Source organism: Pasteurella multocida, assembly GCF_900187275.1.
In the GTDB taxonomy this organism is placed as follows: domain Bacteria; phylum Pseudomonadota; class Gammaproteobacteria; order Enterobacterales; family Pasteurellaceae; genus Pasteurella; species Pasteurella multocida.
In genome coordinates this window covers 974035-996304 of the sequence record NZ_LT906458.1, presented here as the reverse complement: position 1 = coordinate 996304, position 22270 = coordinate 974035, and the positions used below count along the sequence as shown (strand labels likewise).

Below are 22270 nucleotides of genomic sequence, written 5' to 3'. Positions count from 1 at the left end.
ACTTACTAAGGAGAACAGCAATGGACTTTATTAATGGTTTACCAATCGCGACGATTTTCTTTATTGTATTGGTAATTTTTGTTTTGTATTCCACTTTAAAAACCGTTCCACAGGGGTATCACTGGACGATTGAACGTTTTGGTCGCTACACTCTCACATTGACACCAGGTTTGAATTTTGTGGTGCCTTTTATTGACCGCGTTGGTCGCCGTATCAATATGATGGAACAAGTGCTGGATATTCCTTCTCAAGAAGTCATTTCGAAAGATAACGCGAATGTGTCGATTGATGCGGTTTGTTTTGTGCAAGTGATTGATGCACGTAACGCGGCTTATGAAGTGAATCATTTAGAACAAGCGATTATTAATTTAACCATGACCAATATTCGTACTGTGTTAGGGTCAATGGAGTTAGATGAAATGTTATCACAACGTGATTCCATTAATAGCCGCTTGTTATCCATTGTTGATGAAGCCACTAATCCTTGGGGTATTAAAGTGACCCGTATTGAAATTCGTGATGTGCGTCCACCACAAGAATTGATCGCGGCGATGAACGCACAAATGAAAGCAGAACGTAACAAACGTGCGGATATTTTGGAAGCAGAAGGGGTACGTCAAGCGGAAATTTTACGTGCTGAAGGGGATAAACAAGCTCGTATCTTAAAAGCAGAAGGGGAACGTCAAGAAGCCTTCTTACAAGCTGAAGCTCGTGAACGTGCTGCTGAAGCAGAAGCCCGTGCGACACAAATGGTGTCTGAGGCGATTGCGAGTGGGGACACGAAAGCAATTAACTACTTTATTGCACAAAAATATACTGAAGCTTTAAAAGAAATTGGTGGTTCAGAAAACAGTAAAGTGGTGTTAATGCCACTCGAAGCGGGCAATTTAATCGGGTCTATTGCGGGTGTAGCTGAGTTATTAAAAGGCGATAAAAAAGCTTAATCACTGTCGGTGAGGTAAATATGGAATGGTTTTCCACTTGGAGCCTTTGGCATTGGCTTATTTTAGGTTTTGTTTTATTAATTGCTGAATTAGTGATCCCAGGGGTGTTTTTACTTTGGTGGGGATTAGCCGCCATTGTGATTGCTGGTGTGATGGCACTGATACCAAGCTTATCGTTAACCGTTTTAGCTATTAGCTATGCGATTTTAGCGATTATTTTGAGTGTGTCATGGTGGAAATATCAGCATGGTCAAGACAAAAGTGATCAGTTACATTCGTCATTAAATCAACGTGATCACGCGATGCTAGGCACAAGAGGTACTGTGCAAGAAATCGCGGCTAATGGCATTGGACGTGGGCATTTTGGCGATACGACGTGGCGCATTCAAGGCACGGATTTACAGGTCGGTGATTTAGTTGAAGTGCACCAAGTGGATGGTATTACGTTAAAAGTGAAAAAAGTGAATTAAAGATTATGCATCATCTGATTATTTTTGCCCATCCAAATAGCCAAACGAGTTTTAATCGGGCGATTTTGGAAGCTACTTTGCAGGCTAGCCAACAGTTAGACGTGCACACCGTGGTACGAGATTTGTACACGCTCAATTTCAATCCCATTTTATCTTGGGAGGAAATGCAAGCGGTTTACCAAGAGATCATTCCTGCTGAAGTCAAGTTTGAGCATCAACTCATTGAACAAGCGAATTTAATCACCTTGGTTTATCCATTATGGTGGATGGGCTTTCCTGCGATCCTGAAAGGGTATTTGGATCGTGTATTAAGCTATGGTTTTGCTTATAAAACTGAAAATGAACAATCTGTAGGCTTATTAGGTGGTAAAAAAATGCAACACTTTATCACGATTGGCAATAACGTAGAGATTTATCAAAATATGGGGTTTGCACAATCGCTGAAAGATTGTTTAGTGGACGGATTATTCAATTATTGTGGCATCACTGATATTCAGCATGAGCTGTTTGGTGATATTCATTTGATTGATGATCACGCGCGTCACGCTATGTTGCAAAGGGTCAGTGAGAAAACGCAAGAAAATTTAACCGCACTTTTAGAGAGAAAGCATGACAACTGAAAACCAACTTAACGCTTTTTCTATGCTAAGTCGCTTGTTTGGCAATTTGTTTTATCGTGCACCAAATGATCCGATTTTAGCTAATGTGTTTGCTTGGTTACAGCAGCAAGGACTTAGCGAAATCTGGGCACTTGAACTGGACAATCAAAGCCAACAAGCGATTAATAGTGTGCAAATGCCGTTAGATTTAAACGCATTAAGTAAAGAATATGACAAGTTATTTACGGGAGACACGCCACAAGTTAGTACTAAAATCAGCGATTATGCGGTTTCCGTTGAAGAATTTGTAAACTTTAGACAACAACGTGGTATGCCAGCGTTAGAAAGTGCGGATCATTTTGCATTACTTTTACTAACTGCCTCGTGGATTGAAGATAACCTTGATTCTGTGGCGGCACAACATCAGTTGTTTGAACAATTCTTATTGCCTTGTGCCAGCCAATTTCTTACTCAAGTGGAAAGTAAGGCAAGCTTGCCTTTTTATCGTGCCTTAGCACTTCTGTCGAAAGAGATGTTGGCAGCGATGGCGGACGAATTAGAAGAAGCGAGCGAGCAAGCCGTATAAGCATTTTCTTGTCATGCTAAAAAAGCAGCGTTACGACGCTGCTTCTAATTTTTGTCCAAAACTCACCGCACTTTTTGTCGCATAAGAACGATGGGGTCTTATTCCTCATCATATAAACTTGGCTGATTTTCATCAGGTCGTGTTTTAAAACGGCGGTGTAGCCACATATATTGTTCCACTCCTTTCATAATTTCCGTTTCTACGACTTGGTTCATGCGCGTGGCAATACGAGTTTCATCTGTAATATCGGAAAAATCCACTGGGGGGGAGATTTTGACGGTATAACCCGACCCATCGCTATTGCGTAATGGAGCAAAAGGGATCACCTTACTTGTTGGTGAGGATTTTAATAAATAATAGCTCCCCGTTGTAGTCGCTGCATCAGGGACAGCAAAAAAGGGTACAAAGACCGCATTTTTACGTCCATAATCATGATCAGGCGCATACCAAATAATTTCACCTTGGCGTAACGCACGAATCATGCCACGTAAATCTTTACGATCGAGCAGATCTTTATTAGAACGTAAGCGACCTTGCACTTGTAACCAGTCCATTAAAGGATTGTCATTCGGGCGGTAAACCCCTATGCCCGGTTGATGCAAGCCAACAATACGGGCGCCCAATTCTAAGGTTAGGAAATGTACCCCAACAAGAATCACACCATCTTGTTTATATTCTTTTAAGTATTCAAGTCCTTCGATTTTTGACCATTTTTTTATTCTTGCATCAGACCAAAACCAAGCCATACCCGTTTCAATAATCGCCATGCCGGTGGCTTTTAAATTCGCATGTAATAAGGTTTCAATTTGATCCGCAGAATAGTGGGGAAAACAAAGCTGTAAATTGCGACGTGCAATGTTGGCGCGACGTTGACCTACTGTTGATTTTGCGAGTAACCAGCCTAGTCCGTTCCCGAGTTTGTGTAAAATCGGGTAGGGTAAACATACGATCAGACGCCATAAAGCAACGCCTAACCAAAATCCCCAGTGTTTTGGTTTTAGAAATCTTTTTTGAAATGTTGGGAGTTTATCGTTCGCCATAAAATTGCTTGAGTATCTTCAGTAATAAATTGAGAATGAGAAAACATAACTCAACTTGTAATCATATTACGAATTATCGCATAAATAGGGCGTGAATATTACTAGTTATGTAATAATTAGGAAAGTCATGTAATAAAAAGTCGTGCAATTTATTGGATTTTAAGGGGAAATTGGTGTTTTCCTGTGCTAAAATTAAGTAATTTTTTATTAAGAGAGAACGAAAATGTTTCAATATTCCGCAGAATTTAAACAAGCAAAAGTGTTGGTATTGGGCGATGTAATGCTTGATCGTTATTGGTTTGGGGCGACAAATCGCATTTCACCAGAAGCACCAGTTCCTGTGGTACGTGTACAAGATAACGAAGAACGTGCAGGTGGGGCAGCCAACGTTGCGATGAATATCGCTGCGTTAAATGTGCCAGTAAAATTATTGGGCTTAACGGGACGAGATGAAACCGGTCTTGCCTTAGAAAGTTTATTAGCCAAAAGCCGTATTGAATGTGATTTTGTACAATTACATACTCATCCTACCATTACAAAATTACGTATTTTGTCCCGCCATCAACAATTATTACGCTTAGATTTTGAAGAAGACTTCCAAAATGTGACGAGCGATGCGTTATTGCAAAAATTAGACAGTGCGTTACAAAATTATGGCGCATTAGTGTTATCCGATTATGGTAAAGGCACCTTAAATCAAGTGCAAAAAATGATTCAACTTGCACGCCAAGCCAATATTCCCGTGTTAATTGATCCGAAAGGAACCGATTTTGAACGTTATCGTGGGGCAACCTTATTAACACCGAATATGTCTGAATTTGAAGCGGTGGTTGGGAAGTGTGATTCTGAAGAAGAGATTATCGAAAAAGGGTTGAAATTAATTGAGCAGATCGACCTGAGTGCGCTTTTAGTGACACGTTCTGAAAAAGGCATGACGTTATTGCGTCCAAATCAACCGGCATTTCATTTAGCCACCGAAGCGAAAGAAGTATTTGATGTGACCGGGGCGGGAGATACGGTGATTAGTGTGTTAGCCACAGGCTTAGCGGATGGTCGTTCGTTTGAAGAAGCCTGCTATTTAGCCAATGTCGCAGCAGGGATTGTCGTGGGTAAATTAGGGACCTCAACCGTTTCTACGGTGGAATTAGAAAATGCAATTCACGGTCGTTCTAATACTGGATTTGGTATTATGAGCGAAGCCGAACTGAAACGCGTAGTGGCACAAGCGAAGGCGCGTGGTGAGAAAATTGTGATGACTAATGGCTGTTTTGACATTCTTCACCCGGGACATGTGTCTTACCTCGAAAACGCACGTAAATTGGGCGATCGCTTAATTGTCGCAGTGAACAGCGATGACTCAGTCAAACGCCTAAAAGGTGAAACCCGCCCAATTAATGACCTTCAATCTCGTATGGCAGTATTGGCAGGCTTATCTTCAGTCGATTGGTTAGTGGCGTTCCATGAAGACACTCCACAACGTTTAATTGCTGAAGTATTACCTGATTTATTGGTGAAAGGTGGTGATTACAAACCAGAAGACATCGCCGGTAGCCAAGAAGTTTGGGCGAGTGGTGGTGATGTAAAAGTATTAAACTTTGAAAATGGTTGTTCAACCAGTAATGTGATCAGTAAGATTCAGCAGTTAAAAGATTAAGATTGAATTTGATTTCATCATCATACCTATTTGGGGAAAGGGCAAACAGTTATGTTTGCCTTTTTTATGAGATTAAAACAGGGTCGTGTTATCAATTATGATGGGAAAAGAGCCTTTTTTTCAGGTTAAACAATATTGGGTGCCCGATCAGCGAGTTAGTTTTTCTTTGCTTGTGTAAAGGAAAAAGTAGGCAAAAGAAAGCACTCCGTAATTTTTTTTCCTTCACTTGTTGCTAACGTTTGGCACCCGCTTTCCAAACTCGCTTAGCAAGCCATGCTCAAACAAGGAAAGTGTGGTTTAAACGTGAACGCAACCGCTACAGCGAAAAATAAGGGAAAGGGGGAAAGTCACTTTTGGGGGATGAAATTTTTTTTAAAATACACCGCCCTTTTTAATCTCAGCCACACTTTTACTCTAGCTGATGTAACAATTTTTCAATCTGTTTTAGTCCATTTAACCTTGTGCTGCTTAACCGTTGTGCAATGCCCAATTCAGTGAAATAGGCAGTTAAATCAAACTGCTTGAGTTGTTTGACTGTTTTACCCTGAATTTCTTGCAGTAAAATCCACAATAATCCATTAATAATACGGGCTTCGCTGTAAGCTTGAAAATCAAAAGTGCGGTCATTTTTTCCAGTAATTTTAAACCAGACTTTCGTCTCACAACCTGAAATCGGTTGCATCTCGGCGAGTTGTTGTTCTGTGGGGAATGGTAGCTGTTTGCCGGCTTGGATAATCAGGCGGTAACGTTCTTCCCAGCTTTTTGCGTTAAGGAGTTGTTCTTTCATCATTTAATCTAATAAGGCTAAAGCGTTGTCAAGGGCAGAGAAAAACGCATCAACATCCGCTTGTTGGTTATAAGGTGCAAAGGAAAGCCGCAAAGTGCTGTGCTGTCCTAAGCGCGCTAAATAAGGTTGGGCGCAGTGTTCACCTGCGCGTAAGGCTATATTTTGTTCAGCGAGCAATGTGGCGATGTCAGAGGTGGCTATACCGTTAAACACAAAACAAGCGATGCTGCTCGGTTGCGGTGATAAAAATAACTGGCAGTGTGGGTAATTTTTTAATCGCATTTTACATTGCTCTGCCAAAGCAATGGCATGTTGCTCGGCAGCAGCTAAGTCCCACTGGCTTAACCATTCTAAGACAGCATTAAAACCAATCACACCTGCAATATTTGGCGTGCCAGCCTCAAGGCGATAAGGTAGTTCGGCAAAACGGATGTGTTGTGCAGATACTCGTTCTACCATTTTCCCACCGTACAACAGGGGCTGAAGTTGTTCAAGGGCATGACGTTTCCCACTTAACACACCAAGTCCATTCGGACCATAGAGTTTATGCGCTGAGAAGGCAATAAAATCCGCATCTAACCTTTGTAAGTCGATAGGTAAATGGCTAATCGCTTGTGCCGCGTCGACGAGTACCAACGCATGACTGTGTTGTCGAATCAGTTTAATTAAATTGGCGACAGGTTGCTCCGTTCCAGTTACATTAGAAACCATATTCAATGCAACCAATACGGTATTGGTATTGAGTACAGCAATAAGATCCTGTTCTTCAATCAACCATTGCTCATTAATCGGTAAAATATGCAAGGTTGCGCCATATTGACGCGCGATTTCAGACCAAGTAACAAAATTAGCATGATGGTCCGCTTCGCTAATGATAATTTCAGCTTTAGGATGCAGTTGATGAGATAACCCTCTTGCAACGCAATTGATAGCATGCGTTGTCCCCGATGTCCAAATAATCGTTTCTTCAGATTCTGCACCAATGAAGTTTTTCACATTTTCTCTTGCTTGTTCAAAAAGTGCGGTCTGTTTTTCATCATATTGACTACGATGTACGGATCCAGCAGATTGATAAAAGGCAATCGTCGCATCAGTCAGCACTTGTGGCTTTAATGCCGTGGCAGCACTGTCTAAATAGACAACCGCATCCGCTTGTTGGAGGTAAGGAAAATGTTGTTTAAATACACTTGGATTAAATGCCATCTTATTTTCTCTTTTGTCTGCGCCATTGCTCAGGAGGGATTGGGTGAGTGTCTTGCCATAATCCAAGACGGGCTTTCATGGCGGCTTGTTGCGCGCGCAAATACATTGGATCGTGATTATAACGCGGATATGCCCAAGCCATACCAGATTTCACCATTTCGATATTCACATTTTCGTGCTGTGCATTATAAACAACAGCTAAAGTGCGTTGGTAGTGGTCTTTACCTAAAATGCGGAATTGTACCGGCTTTTTATAGACTAATTTCGCGAGAAATTGTTTTGATTTCGTACCGAAAGGTTGGTTTTTTTCTGGCGCATCAATTTCAGCTAAGCGAACACGAAGCGATTTCTTGTTTTGTAATAGACAAGTTAACGTGTCGCCATCGGTAATACCAATCACCTGACAAGGTATCGAACGACTGGCTTGACTGCAGTGTGTAAAACATAGACAACACAGGGTGATAAGCGCTAATTTTTTATACATATTATGAAAAATCCTTATAAAATGCACATATTCTACCTAAAAACTAACAAAAGAAACAAAATGGGAGTAAAATATTCCCTCATTTTTATTAAGACAATGTGTTTTATTGTCAACAACGATGGAGTAAAAATGACTCGGAAAATAGTTGATTTAGCTCGTTCATGCGGGATTTTGTATTTGATGTTATTCATCGGTGAGTGGATTGCACATCATCTTAATATTGGTATTCCTGCCAGTATTTGGGGATTGTTACTGTTATTTTTGGGGTTAACGTTTAGGATAATTAAGTTAGATTGGGTGTTATGTTCAGCCAGTTTATTAATTCGTTATATGGCACTATTATTCGTGCCAGTGAGTGTTGGGGTGATAAAATATGCGGATGTGTTATTTAGCCAAATGAACGTCTTGTTATTACCTAATATTGTAAGCACTTTCTTAACATTGATTGTTGTCGGTTTACTTTCAGATTATTTATTTTCCTTAAGCTCTTTTTCTCATTTACGTAAAAAAGTCGCCAGAAAACAAGCGGAGAAAGTATGATGAATTGGAGTCTGTATGGTTATTCTTTTTTAACGTTGCTTGCCTTCGCAGTGGCGGTGAAAATCAGCCGACATTGGAAATCGATTTTATTCAATTCCTTTGTTTTAACTGTGACCTTGCTCGTGGTCATCTTGTTAACCATTGACATTTCTTATGATGATTATTTACAAGGCAATGCGCCCTTAAATAATTTATTAGGTATCAGTATTGTCGCGCTTGCCGTACCATTATATGAACAGTTACATCAAATTAGTCGTTATTGGAAAAATATTTTATTGATAACATGCTTGGCTTCATTGCTTTCTATGCTTTCAGGCGCTGGTTTAGCCTTATACTTAGGCGCCACACCAGAAATGGTTGCCACAGTATTGCCGAAATCGGTCACGACGCCTATTGCGATGGCGGTGTCTCAAGGATTGGGTGGCATACCCTCGATTGCTGCGGTGGGGGTTGTGATAGCGGGATTACAAGGTTCTGTACTAGGTTTGCTTACGTTAAAAAAATTAAAAGTCAAACATGCGGAAGCGCGAGGATTAGCCATTGGTGCCATTTCCCATGCCTTAGGTACAGTCACTTGCATGGAAAGCGATCAAAAAGCTGGCAGTTATAGTTCCATTGCCCTCGTATTATGTGGCATTATGACGTCTATTCTTGCACCGATCACCTTTAAAATCCTTTATTTCTTTATGGCATAGTATGAATAATCAAGTTGATCCAATTTGGCAATCACGCTTTATTGCGGATAAACCGCGTGAAAAAGATCATCGCCCGCCTTTCCGTCGAGATCGAGGGCGTATTTTACATTCCGCCGCATTTCGTTGTTTGCAGGCAAAAACACAAATTCATGCGGTTGGTGAGAATGATTTTTATCGCACACGTCTGACACATTCCTTAGAAGTAGCACAAATCGGTAGCAGTTTGGTTGCACAAATGCGTTTTAGTGAGGCATTTACTGCCTTAGCGCAGCAAATGCAACAAGATAAAACAGAATTACAAAAAACGTTGAAAGGCTTGTTGCCGAGTAATGATCTGATTGAAAGTTTATGTTTTGCTCATGATATCGGTCATCCTCCTTTTGGTCATGGTGGCGAAGTCGCACTGAATTACATGATGCGAGAGCATGGTGGATTTGAAGGTAACGCACAAACATTTCGCTTACTCACCAAATTAGAACCTTATACACCAAATGCAGGGATGAATTTAACTCGCCGTACCCTTTTGGGTATTGTGAAATACCCAACGATTTTAGATATTTCTTCAGCCCAATATGCCGAACTCGCTCCAGAACCAAATGCCGATTCGCGTTATGTCAAGATGAATGGGTGGCGACCAGGAAAAGGACTCTTTCGTGATGATTTGCCGATGTTTGAGTGGCTACTGGAACCGCTGTCAGTAAAAGATCGTGATTTATTTGGGCAATTTAAACAAGTGCGGTCAGATCCTAGCCAAATTTTAAAAACCAAATTCAAGTCGTTAGATTGTAGCCTCATGGAATTAGCTGATGACATTGCTTATGGGGTGCATGATTTAGAAGACGCGATTGTGGTGGGGATGGTGAATTTACACCAATGGCAAAGTGCGCTCACCGCTTTGAAAAATTGTCCGTCTGAATGGATTCAAAAACATATTGATGCTATCACGGAAAAGCTTTTTTCGGATCAGCATTATTTACGTAAAAACGCCATTGGTGCGCTCGTCAATTATTTTATCACAAGCGTACGTTGGACATTAACGGACGATTTTAATGAACCATTATTACGCTATAATGCGCAGTTACCAGCAGAAGTGGAAGCAGTATTGCAGATTTTTAAAGCATTTGTACGTGATCATGTGATCTTAAATGTTGATACACAACGGATTGAATACAAAGGACAACGTATCTTAACGGAAATGTTCCAAATTTTTGAATCTGATCCAGAACGTTTACTACCACGTAATACCGCCAAGCGTTGGCAACAGGCAAGCAAAGAAGGCAAAAAACGGGTTATCTGTGATTACATGGCGGGTATGTCTGATGCCTATGCCTTGCGAGTTTATCAACAGTTATAGGATTACTGTCTGTAATGTTGGTCAACGCAGTCTAGACAATGTGGATAATGTGCTTATCCCTGTTGTGAAAACAGCATTTGTATTTTTATAAAAAGTATTTTAACAAAGAGGCATTATGGCACTCATTTCTCTCACCAATGGATATCTTTCCTTTAGTGATCATCCTTTATTAGATCATACCGACTTGCATATTGAAGCCGGTGAGCGGGTTTGTTTAGTTGGACGTAATGGCGCAGGTAAATCTACGCTAATGAAAATCTTGGCGGGTGATGTCATCATGGATGATGGGCGTTTACAGTTTGAAAAAGAGATTGTCGTGTCCCGTTTAGAGCAAGATCCACCGCGTCATGCGAGTGGCAATGTGTTTGATTATGTCGCCGAAGGCATTGAACATTTAGCCGATTTATTAAAAGATTACCATCGCATTTCTTTGTTGTTGGAACAGGACTGCAGTGATGTGGTCTTAAATCAACTGGCACAAGTGCAAGCAAAGTTAGATCATGCGGACGCTTGGCGTTTTGAAAGTAAAATTAAAGACGTGTTGGCGACATTATCTTTACATCCGGATACCTTGTTATCTGAATTATCGGGTGGTTGGTTACGTAAAGCCGCATTAGCCCGTGCGCTTGTTTGTGATCCTGATGTGTTGTTATTAGATGAACCGACCAACCATTTAGATGTGGATGCGATTGAATGGTTAGAAAACTTTTTACTTGGTTTTTCGGGGAGCATTATTTTTATTTCTCATGACCGCGCTTTTATTCGTAAAATGGCGACCCGTATTGTGGATTTAGACCGTGGCAAATTAGTGTCTTATCCGGGGGATTATGATTTATACCTTAGTACAAAAGAAGAAAATCTCCGCGTAGAGGCCCTACAAAATGAGTTATTTGATAAAAAATTGGCTCAAGAAGAAGTTTGGATTCGACAGGGGATTAAAGCACGTAGAACGCGTAATGAGGGACGAGTTCGCGCCTTAAAAGCTTTGCGTGAAGAACGTCGTCAACGTCGTGAAGTACTTGGTACGGCAAAACTCCAACTCGATAATTCTAGTCGTTCAGGCAAAATGGTGTTTGAGATGGACAATGTGACTTATCAAGTGGCAGGCAAAACCTTATTAAAAGATTTCAGTACCACCATTTTACGAGGTGATAAAATTGCCTTAGTGGGACCGAATGGTTGTGGTAAGACGACATTTATTAAATTGTTACTTGGTGAAATTCAACCAACTTCAGGTACTGTACGTTGTGGGACCAAATTGGATATTGCTTATTTTGATCAATATCGTGCTGAACTTGATCCAGAAAAAACGGTGATGGATAATGTGGCTGACGGCAAACAAGATATTGAAGTGAATGGCATTAAACGTCATGTCTTAGGTTATTTACAAGATTTTCTCTTTCCTCCGAAGCGGGCGATGACACCTGTGAAAGCGTTATCAGGTGGAGAGCGGAACCGTTTATTGTTAGCAAAATTATTACTCAAACCTAACAACTTACTGATTTTGGATGAACCGACCAATGATCTTGATGTTGAAACGCTGGAACTATTAGAAGAAATTCTAACAGACTATCAGGGTACGCTATTAATCGTGAGTCACGATCGCCAATTTATTGATAATACCGCTGCGGAATGTTTCATTTTTGAAGGCGAAGGGATTGTGAATGAATATGTCGGTGGATTCCATGAAGCGAAACAGCAACAAGCTAACTATTTTGCGCATAAAGCAGAACAAGCCGTGTTGAAACAGAAAAAGCCTGCAAGTTTAGAAAGTGCGGTCGATATCACGAAAAATTCTGTTTCCAACAAATCTCAAACCAAAGCAATAAAACTGACTTATAAAGAACAACGCGAGTTAGAACAATTGCCCCAACGTTTGGAAACGTTAGAAGCGGAAATCAATTCCTTACAAGCTGAAATTGCGGGTAGTGAATTTTTTCAGCAATCGCATGAATACACCTCTGCAAAATTGCAAGCATTAGCCGAAGCTGAGCAAGCATTAGAAGAAGCGTTTATGCGTTGGGAAAGCTTAGAGGAAAAACAAAATTTAAGTAAATCAGGCTAATTGATGTCGTAGGATTTGACGGTATTTACAAAAGAGAAAAGGGCGAAAAATAATAATTTTTCGCCCTTGTTTTCAAGTAAATATGTTACTTGACTTGTTGTTTGATTGCATCCGCTACTAGCTCAGCTTCAGGTCCAAGAATCACTTGTAAACCATTGTCACCTAATTTGACATTACCTTTTGAGCCTAGTGCTTTTAATTGCTCTTCATTCACTTTGCTACGATCAACTAATGTTAAACGTAAGCGAGTAATACAAGCATCGATAGCTTGGAAGTTGTCTTTACCACCCAATGCAACGATGAAGTTAGCCGCACGTTCTTCACGAGAGGCGTCTTTTTTCACATTGATTTCCACTTCCTCTTCTTCACGGCCTGGTGTTTTTAAATTGAACGCTTTGATTGCAGCACGGAAGATGACATAGTAAATCACACCGAATACAAGACCTTGTACGAGTAACATGTACCAATCTTTAGCCAGTGGGTTTTGTGAAGAAAGTACCATATCAACGAAACCAGCACTGAAACCAAAACCTGCCATCCATTGCATTGAGGCTGCAATAAAGACAGACAGACCAGTTAATAAAGCGTGAATGACGTATAAGACTGGCGCCACAAACATGAACGCAAATTCTAATGGCTCTGTTACCCCTGTGAAGAATGAAGCTAATGAGGCGGCAATCATTAATGAGGCAACTTGTGCTTTTTTACCAGGTTTTGCACTATGATAGATTGCTAATGCGGCGGCAGGTAAACCGAACATCATAACAGGGAAGAAACCAGCTTGATACATTCCTGTTACACCAAGAACGGCAGTACCATTTGCAAGAGATTGTGCACCACCTAAGAAATTAGGAATATCGTTGATACCCGCCACATTGAACCAGAACACTGAGTTTAAAGCGTGGTGTAAGCCGACTGGAATTAAGAGACGGTTTAAGAAACCATAGATACCCGCCCCAGTTGCGCCAATATCCGTGATCGATTTACCAAAACCAACTAAACCATTAAAAATGACTGGCCATAAGTACATGAGGATGAAAGACACAACGATCATCACGACAGAGGTCACGATAGGTACTAAACGTTTACCACTGAAGAAGGCTAACGCTGGTGGTAATTCAACTTGATGGAAGCGGTTATATAATTCAGCAGAAATAACCCCAACTAAAATCCCAATAAATTGGTTGTTAATTTTGCCAAATGCGGCAGGGACTTGATCGGCAGCAATGCCTTGTAATTGTGCAACGGCACCTGGAGAAAGCAAGGTGGTGACAACTAAAAAGCCCACTAAGCCCGACAGTGCGGCTGAACCATGTTTATCTTTAGACATACCAAATGCCACACCAACGGCGAACAGAATTGCCATGTTGTCAATAATGGCGGCACCAGACTTGATCAAGAAGGCAGCAAGCTGACTTTCTCCACCCCAACCATTCGGGTCAATCCAGTAACCAATACCCATTAAGATAGCGGCAGCAGGTAGTGCAGCAACTGGCACCATTAATGCTTGCCCAATTCTTTGTAAGTAACTTAGAATGCTCATAGGAACTCCTTTTTATATTTTTCTCTCGATTTTGTTGAGAAAAAAGTAAACGTTTTCTCAAGCGTCTCTAACTATATGCTGATAATTTTCTATTGCAAATTAAAACTGTTGTTTTTGTGATTCTCATCACTAAATATCCCACGGGGATGAATTTTTATTGGCTATTTAAAATCACTTATTTTATAATGCAAAAAAAATCAAAACTCCATGTTGAAAAAAAAATTGATGGCAATATTTCAAAATGGTGTTGGCGATAGGGGAATCCTTGATTTCACAGTAATTTTACATACAAAAAGAGGTAACACATTATGCGTTTAATTCCATTACACAATGTTGATCAAGTCGCAAAATGGTCTGCACGTTATATTGTTGATCGTATTAATCAATTTCAACCAACAGAAGCGCGCCCATTCGTATTAGGTTTGCCTACGGGTGGTACTCCGCTGAAAACCTATGAGGCGCTTATTGAGCTGTATAAAGCGGGTGAGGTGAGCTTTAAACATGTTGTGACCTTCAATATGGATGAGTATGTTGGTTTACCAAAAGAACATCCTGAAAGCTACCATTCTTTCATGTATAAAAACTTTTTTGATCATGTTGATATTCAAGAGAAAAATATCAATATCTTAAATGGTAATACCGAAGATCATGATGCCGAATGTCAGCGTTATGAAGAGAAAATCAAGTCTTATGGCAAAATTCATTTATTTATGGGCGGTGTTGGTGTAGATGGCCATATTGCTTTTAATGAACCGGCTTCATCCCTTTCCTCACGTACGCGTATAAAAACGCTTACAGAAGATACGCTAATTGCCAACTCACGTTTCTTTGATAACGATGTGAATAAAGTGCCTAAATATGCACTCACCATTGGTGTGGGGACGTTACTTGATGCAGAAGAAGTGATGATTTTAGTCACAGGTTATAATAAAGCTCAAGCTTTACAAGCCGCTGTAGAAGGTAGCATCAATCATTTATGGACCGTCACCGCATTACAAATGCATCGCCGAGCGATTATTGTGTGTGATGAACCTGCGACGCAAGAGCTTAAAGTGAAAACAGTTAAATATTTTACTGAATTAGAAGCCTCTGCTATTCGTAGCGTGAAATAAAAGGAGATAAGCATGTACGCGTTTGTTAATGCCGTAATTTACACTGCAAAAGACGTACTTTATGGTAAAGCGCTTGTTGTCGATGGCGATAAAATTAGTGCAATTCTACCCGTAGAAGACGTGCCAGAAAATCTTCAGAAAATTGATTTACAAGGGAATAATTTAACCGCAGGTTTTATTGATCTTCAATTAAATGGCTGTGGTGGCGTGATGTTTAATGAAGATATTAGCGTGAAGACGTTAGAGATCATGCAAGAAACTAATTTGAAATCCGGCACGACAAGTTATTTACCAACCTTTATTACGTCACCTGATGAAGGAATGAAAGACGCAGTGAAGGTGATGCGTGAGTATTTAACTCAGTATAAAAATCAAGCATTAGGTTTACACTTTGAAGGACCTTATTTGAGTGTTGAGAAAAAAGGAGTACATCGCGAAGAATATATTCGTGCGATAAGCCCAGAAATGAAAACATTCTTGTGTGATAATGCAGATGTGATTACTAAAATCACGTTGGCAGCCGAAAATCCAACGGCACAGTATATTCCAGACTTTGTTGAAAAAGGGATTATCGTCTCGCTTGGACACTCGAATGCGACTTACGATGTCGCACAACAGGCTATTGAGAAAGGGGCGAGTTTTGCAACCCATTTACATAATGCAATGTCACCAATCAGCTCTGGACGAGCGATGGGAGTAGTGGGCGCCGTATTAGATTCTGATATCTATACAGGTATTATTGTGGATGGTTTACACGTTGATTATGGCAATATACGACTCGACAAGAAAGTAAAAGGTGACAAATTGTGCATTGTGACAGATGCAACTGCTGCAGCCGGTGCAGACATTGACTCCTTTGTTTTCGTCGGTAAAACCGTCTATGTGCGTGATGGTAAATGCTATGATAGCAATGGTACATTAGGTGGCGCTGCAATCACGATGATTGAGTCAGTGAAAAATGCGGTACAGGAAGTTGGCATTCCATTGGATGAGACATTGCGTATGTGTAATTACTATCCTGCTAAAGCAATTGGTGTGGACCATAAACTTGGCTCAATTGAAGTGGGTAAAATCGCGAATTTAACAGCATTCACAAATGATTTTAACGTGTTGGGTACAGCCGTGAATGGTGAATGGAAAGCGAATTAACACTTTCTCATTTTATTAAAAATAGCGTGTTAATTTAACACGCTATTTTTTTATCGCTAAATCAAAACCATGCCGATAAAAGTGGTTTTATATTACATTGTTTTTATGTGCTTTTTAGAGAACAACCGTCTTATTTTTGTAAACAAAAATACGATCGTGCAAAGCCAGATCTAATGCACGGCTTAATACTGTTTTTTCAACATCTCGTCCTGCACGCATCATGGCTTCTGCATTATAAGTGTGATCCACGTTGATCACATTTTGCATAATAATAGGACCTTGATCTAATTCGTTATTAATAAAGTGTGCAGTTGCGCCAATAATTTTGACACCACGTTCATAAGCTTGGTGATAAGGTTTTGCACCAATAAATGCAGGTAAAAAAGAATGATGAATATTGATCACTCGATTTGGATATTTTTCAACAAACTGAGGGTTGAGTACCCGCATGTATTTTGCTAACACAATATAATCTGGTGCATATTCATCGATTTTATCTGCAAGTAACTTATCATGTTCTACTCGTGTGAGATCATGATGGCTAATGTAGTGGAATGGGATGTCAAAGCGTTCTACTAATGTTCTTAACGTATCATGATTACCAATCACCGCAGCGATTTCTACGTCTAAACCACCATAGTAATTTTTCATTAAAATATCGCCAAGGCAATGCGCTTCTTTGGTGACTAAAATGACAATGCGTTTTCTTTTCGCACTAATTAAGCGACAATTTGTTCCCTCTGGAAGACTAAATTTTAAGTCAGCTAATAAGGTATCTTCATTAAAAATGCCCTGTAGTTCAGTGCGCATAAAGAAATGCTTTGTGTCAAAATCCACAAATTCATTGTTATGAATGATATTGAGCTGATGTTTGTAACAAATGTTGGTAATTTTTGCGATTAAACCTTTATCATCTGGGCAATCGGTTAATAATATTTTATTTTCAATCATAAGTGTGTTGTTTTAGTCGAAAAAATAAAAAAGAAAACCCATCAAGAAATGGGCTTTACGACAAAGTAAAATAGATTAAATTTCGAATGAACTCAGGGATTTACCCGCATCCAAGGCTTTTTGAATGACTTTTGGTGTTCTACCTTGACCAGTCCAAGTTCTTTCTTCACCATTTTCATAGATATATTTGTATTTTGCTGGGCGAGGTTCTCTCTTTTTACGTTGAGATTGAGATTCTTGGCCTAACAAAATTGCTAATTCCTGGGCTGTAATTCCTTCTTGGATTAATGATTCTTTCAACTTCGCAATTCTTGCCTGACGTTCTGCTATTTCACGTTCTGCTTTGGCTTCAGCTTCACGTTTTTCTTCAACGACGAGAGAGAACTTTTCTAAAGCAATTTCAAGTTGTTCTAATGAGGTTTCACGAGCCAGCACACGTAAACTTCGAACATTGGTTAACATCTTTAATAAATCACTCATACTTGTTCCTCTATATAATGTCACACAGGGATTACATAAAATATAATTAAACATAATCAAACGTAAGTAATGATATAGTAAATATTATTATTGGTAAATGCTATTTTTGTAGAATACTTCAAAGTTTATATTTTTTAGTTATGGAATTGTAAATTAAGTTAAAAATATTCCCTTCTCTCTATTGGCAAGGATCACTTTTTATTGTAGTCTTGTTGCCATCCTACTTGTGTAGAGGAGCGATCACTATAAGTATTTTTTCTGAGTGGATAACGAAGAGGAAAAAGGAAAGGAGTGACCGCCGAAATCAATTGAAAGTCATTTTGATTGGTTGGTGGCGTATTCGAAAGGAACGTCATTGTCATAGTCTTTTTTAAACTATGGAGCGCTACTGGTTGGGTCAGGTCTTAATTAATTTTTGCCTACCTTTTTAGATCATTTCTATATTCTTACTCAGTGGTTATTCCTTCATTATAAGGTAAAAAACTTATGGAACTTATTGATTATTCGACGTCTATTTGGTCTGTCGTACCCCCTATTTTAGCATTATTATTAGCCATTGGGACACGCCGTGTTATTTTATCATTGAGTGTTGGTATTATTGTAGGTGCTTTAATGCTTGCAGATTTTAATATTTCGCATACGCTAATGTATCTCAAAAATAATATTATTTCATTGGCATACAGTGATAACGCACTTAATTCAAATAACATTAATATTGTGTTATTTCTCTTCTTGTTAGGTATTTTAACCGCACTTCTTACTGTCTCTGGTAGTAATCGAGCCTTTGCAGAATGGGCACAAAAACGGATTAAAGATAGAAAAGGGGCTAAATTATTAGCCGCATCGCTCGTGTTTGTGACTTTCATTGACGATTATTTTCATAGCTTAGCGGTGGGAGCGATTGCCAGCCCAGTTACAGATAAATTTAAAGTTTCACGCCCAAAACTTGCCTATATTCTTGATTCAACCGCTGCGCCAATGTGTGTGTTGATGCCTGTATCAAGTTGGGGCGCCTATATTATTACACTTATTGCAGGACTTCTTGCGACTTATTCGATCACCGAGTATTCACCTATCGGTGCATTTATGACAATGAGTGCAATGAACTTTTATGCTATTTTTTCTATTTTAATGGTGTTCTTTGTATCTTATTATTCGTTTGATATTGGTTCAATGGCGCGTCACGAAAGAATGGCCCTAGCGCGTGTAACAGAAGAAGAAAAACTGGAAAGTAGTAATAAAGGGCATGTTCTCTATTTAATTTTACCGATCACTGTCCTGATTTTAGCAACCGTTGGTATGATGATGTACACGGGCTATGAAGCATTAGCGGCGGATGGAAAACCTTTTGATGTGTTAGGCGCGTTTGAGAATACTACAGTAGGGATTTCATTGGTTGTGGGGGGATTAAGTGCGGTCTTGATTTCGACACTATGCATTCTTATTGATCGTCAAGTGAGTTTGGCGGAATACGGTAAATCCTGGATTTTAGGCGTGAAGTCAATGCTCGGTGCGGTATTGATTTTATTATTTGCTTGGACCATTAATACCATCGTTGGAGATGTCAAAACAGGGATTTATTTATCTTCATTAGTATCGGATAGTTTACCGATTGCCTTGTTGCCTGCGTTATTATTTATTTTAACTGGAATCATGGCATTCTCGACAGGAACAAGCTGGGGAACTTTTGGGATTATGTTACCGATCGCGGCAGCGATTGCAGCGAATACTGCACCAGAATTGATGTTACCTTGTTTATCCGCAGTCATGGCCGGTGCAGTTTGTGGTGATCATTGCTCACCGATTTCGGATACCACGATTTTATCTTCTACCGGGGCAAAATGTAATCATATCGACCATGTAACAACACAGTTACCTTATGCGATGTTAATTGCGACGGCGTCTATTGCTGGCTATTTAGTACTAGGGTTCAGCCAGTCAGGCATACTGGGTTTTGTGACAACGGGTGTGGTTTTATCGGTACTTGTTTTTATATTTAGAAAAAAATAAATTGTGAGATAGTTCACAAATAAAATAAAAAATTTTTATTTTAGGTTATTTTATAAAATGCGGCGCAATGCCGCTTTTTTTGTGATTTAAAGAATGTATTTTTTATTTTATTCTGATTTTTTGTTTATTTTTAGTTTTATATTTTGGAATGTGTTCTTTTATTGCGCATTCTGCCAATAAAAATAGATAGACAATAAAGGCGGTTTCCAGTAAAAATGAGAACGTGTTAATGCATGACATTATAACAACATCAATTAAAGCAATAAGCACGTAAAGTGTAAGACATTTAGAGGTGAAAATGAAAAAGTTATCTGGCGCAGAAATGGTTGTGCAGTCTTTGCGAGATGAAGGCGTTGAGTTTTTATTTGGTTATCCTGGCGGATCGGTTTTAGATATTTATGATGCGATTCATACCTTGGGGGGTATTGAACATATTCTTGTCCGACATGAACAAGCCGCGGTGCACATGGCAGATGGTTATGCCAGAGCAACCGGTAAAGTGGGTTGTGTTCTTGTGACATCTGGACCCGGTGCAACCAATACTATCACTGGTATTGCAACAGCGTATATGGATTCTGTGCCTTTGATTATTTTATCTGGACAGGTGATGTCAGGACTAATTGGCAGTGATGCTTTCCAAGAATGCGATATGGTAGGTATCTCTCGTCCAGTCGTCAAACACAGTTTTTTAGTAAAATCTGCGGCTGAAATTCCTGAAACCATTAAAAAAGCTTTTTATATTGCGTCAACAGGCAGACCGGGACCTGTGGTGATCGATTTGCCAAAGGATGTGGTTAATCCTGCACATAAATTTACTTATCATTATCCAGAAAAAGTTGAATTACGTTCTTATAATCCAACAATACAAGGGCATAAAGGGCAAATTAAAAAAGCATTAAAAGCCTTATTAGTCGCGAAAAAGCCGGTGTTATTTGTTGGTGGTGGTGTCATCACTGCGAATTGTAGCGACAAATTAACGCAATTTGCACAAACCTTAAATTTGCCGGTCACTTCCTCCTTAATGGGATTAGGTGCCTATCCAAGCTCAGATAAGCAATTCTTAGGGATGTTAGGCATGCATGGTACTTACGAAGCGAATAATGCAATGCATCATAGTGATCTCATTCTTGGTATTGGTGTGCGTTTTGATGATAGAACGACTAATAACTTGGCAAAATATTGTCCACATGCAAAAGTGATTCATATTGATATTGATCCAACGTCTATTTCTAAAAATGTGTTGGCATCTATTCCGATTGTAGGCAGTGCAGAAAAAGTTATTAATGAATTTTTAGCCTTATTAGAGGATGACAATTTATTAAAATCGCAAACTGCCTTGGATGAATGGTGGCAGCAAATTGATGAATGGAAAGCAGTAAAATGTCTCTCTTTTACACGAGATGATTCCGTCATTAAACCACAGCAAGTGATGGAAGTGGTTTATCGATTAACACAAGGTGAGGCTTATGTCGCCTCAGATGTTGGACAACATCAAATGTTTGCGGCATTACATTATCCGTTTAACCAACCTCGGCGTTGGATTAACTCTGGTGGCTTAGGGACCATGGGCTTTGGACTACCAGCCGCACTTGGGGTAAAGCTCGCTTATCCTGATTCAACAGTGGTGTGTGTGACGGGGGATGGCAGTATTCAAATGAATATTCAAGAGCTTTCTACTGCACAGCAATATGATATTCCAATTGTGATTATCAGTTTGAATAACCGCTTTTTAGGCATGGTGAAACAGTGGCAAGATCTGATTTATTCTGGACGCCATTCACAGTCTTATATGAATTCTTTACCTGATTTTGTGAAGCTTGCTGAGGCTTATGGACATGTGGGGATCCAAATTAATACGCCAGATGAATTAGAGGAAAAACTCACTCAAGCATTTTCGATGAAAGATAAATTAGTATTTGTCGATATTAATGTTGATGCGACAGAACATGTTTATCCGATGCAAGTACGTGGTGGTGCAATGAATGAAATGATTTTAACGAAACCGGAGAAGGCGAATGCGTAGAATTTTATCAGTATTATTAGAAAATGAATCGGGAGCATTATCTCGTGTGGTAGGCTTATTTTCACAACGTGCATTCAATATAGAAAGCTTAACTGTTGCGCCCACTGATGATCCTACATTATCTCGTATGACAATCGAAGCCTATGGAGATGAGCAAGTACTCGAACAAATCGAGAAGCAGCTACATAAATTAGTTGATATTTTTAAAGTGATCAGTTTAAGCGACTGTGACCACGTTGAGCGTGAAGTCTTACTGATTAAAGTGAGAGCGCAAGGCGCATCACGTGATGAACTAAAACGTTTAACAGATATTTACCGAGGTCAGATTGTGGATGTGACAACCAAATCCTATACCATTCAGTTGACGGGGACGAAAGATAAACTAGATGCGTTTATTTCAGCGGTGAAAGAGGAAACGACGATTATTGAGATTGTACGTTCTGGTCTAATCAGTTTATCGCGTGGAGAAAAAAATTGTTTATAAGTACTTAACTCATTGAATTAACTTAGTTTAAAAGTGCGGTTAGATTTTTTTAAAATTTAACCGCACTTTTTTATGTGTAACTCCTCTTTATTAATGT

21 protein-coding genes and 1 riboswitch are annotated in these 22270 nt (G+C 39.6%); of the genes, 14 read left to right on the top strand and 7 right to left on the bottom strand.

The annotated features are described in order from the left end of the window. The first annotated feature begins 20 nt into the window (after positions 1-20). From CKV69_RS04600 to CKV69_RS04585, 4 genes are read left to right on the top strand one after another with little or no spacing between them, the layout of a single operon-like run. Positions 21-944 (top strand): SPFH domain-containing protein, encoded by a 924-nt coding sequence (locus tag CKV69_RS04600; protein WP_014326163.1) that lies wholly within the window; start codon positions 21-23, stop codon positions 942-944. A gap of 20 nt (positions 945-964) precedes the next feature. Continuing rightward, positions 965-1414: an NfeD family protein gene (locus tag CKV69_RS04595; RefSeq protein WP_005716922.1), complete on the top strand. Its 450-nt coding sequence runs from the start codon at positions 965-967 to the stop codon at positions 1412-1414. 5 nt (positions 1415-1419) lie between these two features. Continuing rightward, positions 1420-2034, top strand: a complete 615-nt coding sequence (locus tag CKV69_RS04590; protein ID WP_005722748.1) for an NAD(P)H-dependent oxidoreductase — start codon at positions 1420-1422, stop codon at positions 2032-2034. After that, positions 2024-2599 (top strand): TorD/DmsD family molecular chaperone, encoded by a 576-nt coding sequence (locus CKV69_RS04585; protein ID WP_005756972.1) that lies wholly within the window; start codon positions 2024-2026, stop codon positions 2597-2599. Before CKV69_RS04590 ends, CKV69_RS04585 begins: the two co-directional genes overlap by 11 nt. Before the next feature lie 98 nt (positions 2600-2697). Here the strand turns inward: CKV69_RS04585 and CKV69_RS04580 are convergent, their stop codons facing one another. After that, positions 2698-3639 (bottom strand): Kdo(2)-lipid IV(A) acyltransferase, encoded by a 942-nt coding sequence (locus CKV69_RS04580; protein WP_005751651.1) that lies wholly within the window; start codon positions 3637-3639, stop codon positions 2698-2700. A 223-nt stretch (positions 3640-3862) separates the two neighbouring features. On the opposite strand from CKV69_RS04580, the gene hldE reads away from it, so the two are divergent. Continuing rightward, positions 3863-5293: a bifunctional D-glycero-beta-D-manno-heptose-7-phosphate kinase/D-glycero-beta-D-manno-heptose 1-phosphate adenylyltransferase HldE gene (hldE, locus tag CKV69_RS04575; protein WP_005751650.1), complete on the top strand. Its 1431-nt coding sequence runs from the start codon at positions 3863-3865 to the stop codon at positions 5291-5293. 409 nt (positions 5294-5702) lie between these two features. Here hldE and CKV69_RS04570 read toward each other — a convergent pair whose 3' ends face one another. The 3 genes from CKV69_RS04570 to CKV69_RS04560 are packed head-to-tail and all read right to left on the bottom strand — an operon-like array spanning position 5703 to position 7767. Continuing rightward, a complete protein-coding gene (locus CKV69_RS04570) occupies positions 5703-6080 on the bottom strand; it encodes a SufE family protein (RefSeq protein WP_014326162.1) in 378 nt (125 codons plus the stop codon). Between the two features lie 3 nt (positions 6081-6083). Then, positions 6084-7283 (bottom strand): cysteine desulfurase, encoded by a 1200-nt coding sequence (locus tag CKV69_RS04565; RefSeq protein ID WP_014326161.1) that lies wholly within the window; start codon positions 7281-7283, stop codon positions 6084-6086. A 1-nt stretch (position 7284) separates the two neighbouring features. Further along, entirely contained in the window at positions 7285-7767 is a 483-nt protein-coding gene (locus CKV69_RS04560; RefSeq protein WP_014326160.1) for a thermonuclease family protein, read from the bottom strand. 129 nt (positions 7768-7896) lie between these two features. Here CKV69_RS04560 and CKV69_RS04555 point away from each other — a divergent pair, with 129 nt between their 5' ends. The 4 genes from CKV69_RS04555 (at position 7897) to CKV69_RS04540 (ending at position 12421) form a co-directional block, all read left to right on the top strand. Further along, positions 7897-8307: a CidA/LrgA family protein gene (locus CKV69_RS04555; protein WP_016504337.1), complete on the top strand. Its 411-nt coding sequence runs from the start codon at positions 7897-7899 to the stop codon at positions 8305-8307. Beyond that, complete coding sequence (locus tag CKV69_RS04550; RefSeq protein WP_010906901.1) at positions 8304-9002, top strand: CidB/LrgB family autolysis modulator; 699 nt, start codon at positions 8304-8306, stop codon at positions 9000-9002. The genes CKV69_RS04555 and CKV69_RS04550 overlap by 4 nt, the downstream gene beginning before the upstream one ends. Position 9003: 1 nt before the next feature. Continuing rightward, the gene (locus tag CKV69_RS04545; protein WP_005754330.1) at positions 9004-10356 is read left to right on the top strand and encodes an anti-phage deoxyguanosine triphosphatase; all 1353 of its coding nucleotides are present in this window, start codon (positions 9004-9006) and stop codon (positions 10354-10356) included. A 115-nt stretch (positions 10357-10471) separates the two neighbouring features. Then, positions 10472-12421, top strand: coding sequence for an ABC transporter ATP-binding protein (locus CKV69_RS04540; protein WP_014326157.1), 1950 nt, complete (start codon positions 10472-10474; stop codon positions 12419-12421). 85 nt (positions 12422-12506) lie between these two features. On the opposite strand, the gene nagE is transcribed toward CKV69_RS04540, so the two are convergent. Continuing rightward, entirely contained in the window at positions 12507-13964 is a 1458-nt protein-coding gene (nagE, locus tag CKV69_RS04535) for an N-acetylglucosamine-specific PTS transporter subunit IIBC (protein ID WP_005722690.1), read from the bottom strand. 308 nt (positions 13965-14272) lie between these two features. On the opposite strand from nagE, the gene nagB reads away from it, so the two are divergent. Both nagB and nagA read left to right on the top strand, forming a co-directional pair. Beyond that, positions 14273-15076 carry a glucosamine-6-phosphate deaminase gene (gene nagB, locus CKV69_RS04525; protein WP_005716895.1) on the top strand — a complete coding sequence of 268 codons (804 nt, stop codon included), beginning with the start codon at positions 14273-14275 and terminating at the stop codon, positions 15074-15076. 12 nt (positions 15077-15088) lie between these two features. Beyond that, a complete protein-coding gene (nagA, locus tag CKV69_RS04520; RefSeq protein WP_014326154.1) occupies positions 15089-16225 on the top strand; it encodes an N-acetylglucosamine-6-phosphate deacetylase in 1137 nt (378 codons plus the stop codon). A gap of 114 nt (positions 16226-16339) precedes the next feature. On the opposite strand, the gene purU is transcribed toward nagA, so the two are convergent. Then, positions 16340-17176 carry a formyltetrahydrofolate deformylase gene (gene purU / locus CKV69_RS04515; RefSeq protein ID WP_005716894.1) on the bottom strand — a complete coding sequence of 279 codons (837 nt, stop codon included), beginning with the start codon at positions 17174-17176 and terminating at the stop codon, positions 16340-16342. Positions 17177-17251: 75 nt separating this feature from the next. Then, positions 17252-17656 (bottom strand): H-NS histone family protein, encoded by a 405-nt coding sequence (locus tag CKV69_RS04510; protein WP_038641873.1) that lies wholly within the window; start codon positions 17654-17656, stop codon positions 17252-17254. Positions 17657-17877: 221 nt separating this feature from the next. Next, positions 17878-18052: riboswitch (Lysine riboswitch) on the top strand. Positions 18053-18142: 90 nt separating this feature from the next. On the opposite strand from CKV69_RS04510, the gene CKV69_RS04505 reads away from it, so the two are divergent. The 3 genes from CKV69_RS04505 (at position 18143) to ilvN (ending at position 22173) form a co-directional block, all read left to right on the top strand. Next, the gene (locus tag CKV69_RS04505) at positions 18143-19666 is read left to right on the top strand and encodes a Na+/H+ antiporter NhaC family protein (protein ID WP_005754323.1); all 1524 of its coding nucleotides are present in this window, start codon (positions 18143-18145) and stop codon (positions 19664-19666) included. Between the two features lie 298 nt (positions 19667-19964). Then, on the top strand, positions 19965-21689 hold the full coding sequence (locus tag CKV69_RS04500) for an acetolactate synthase 3 large subunit (RefSeq protein ID WP_005722680.1): 1725 nt from the start codon (positions 19965-19967) through the stop codon (positions 21687-21689). Further along, complete coding sequence (gene ilvN, locus CKV69_RS04495) at positions 21682-22173, top strand: acetolactate synthase small subunit (protein ID WP_005716871.1); 492 nt, start codon at positions 21682-21684, stop codon at positions 22171-22173. The genes CKV69_RS04500 and ilvN overlap by 8 nt, the downstream gene beginning before the upstream one ends. The last annotated feature ends 97 nt before the right edge of the window (positions 22174-22270 follow it).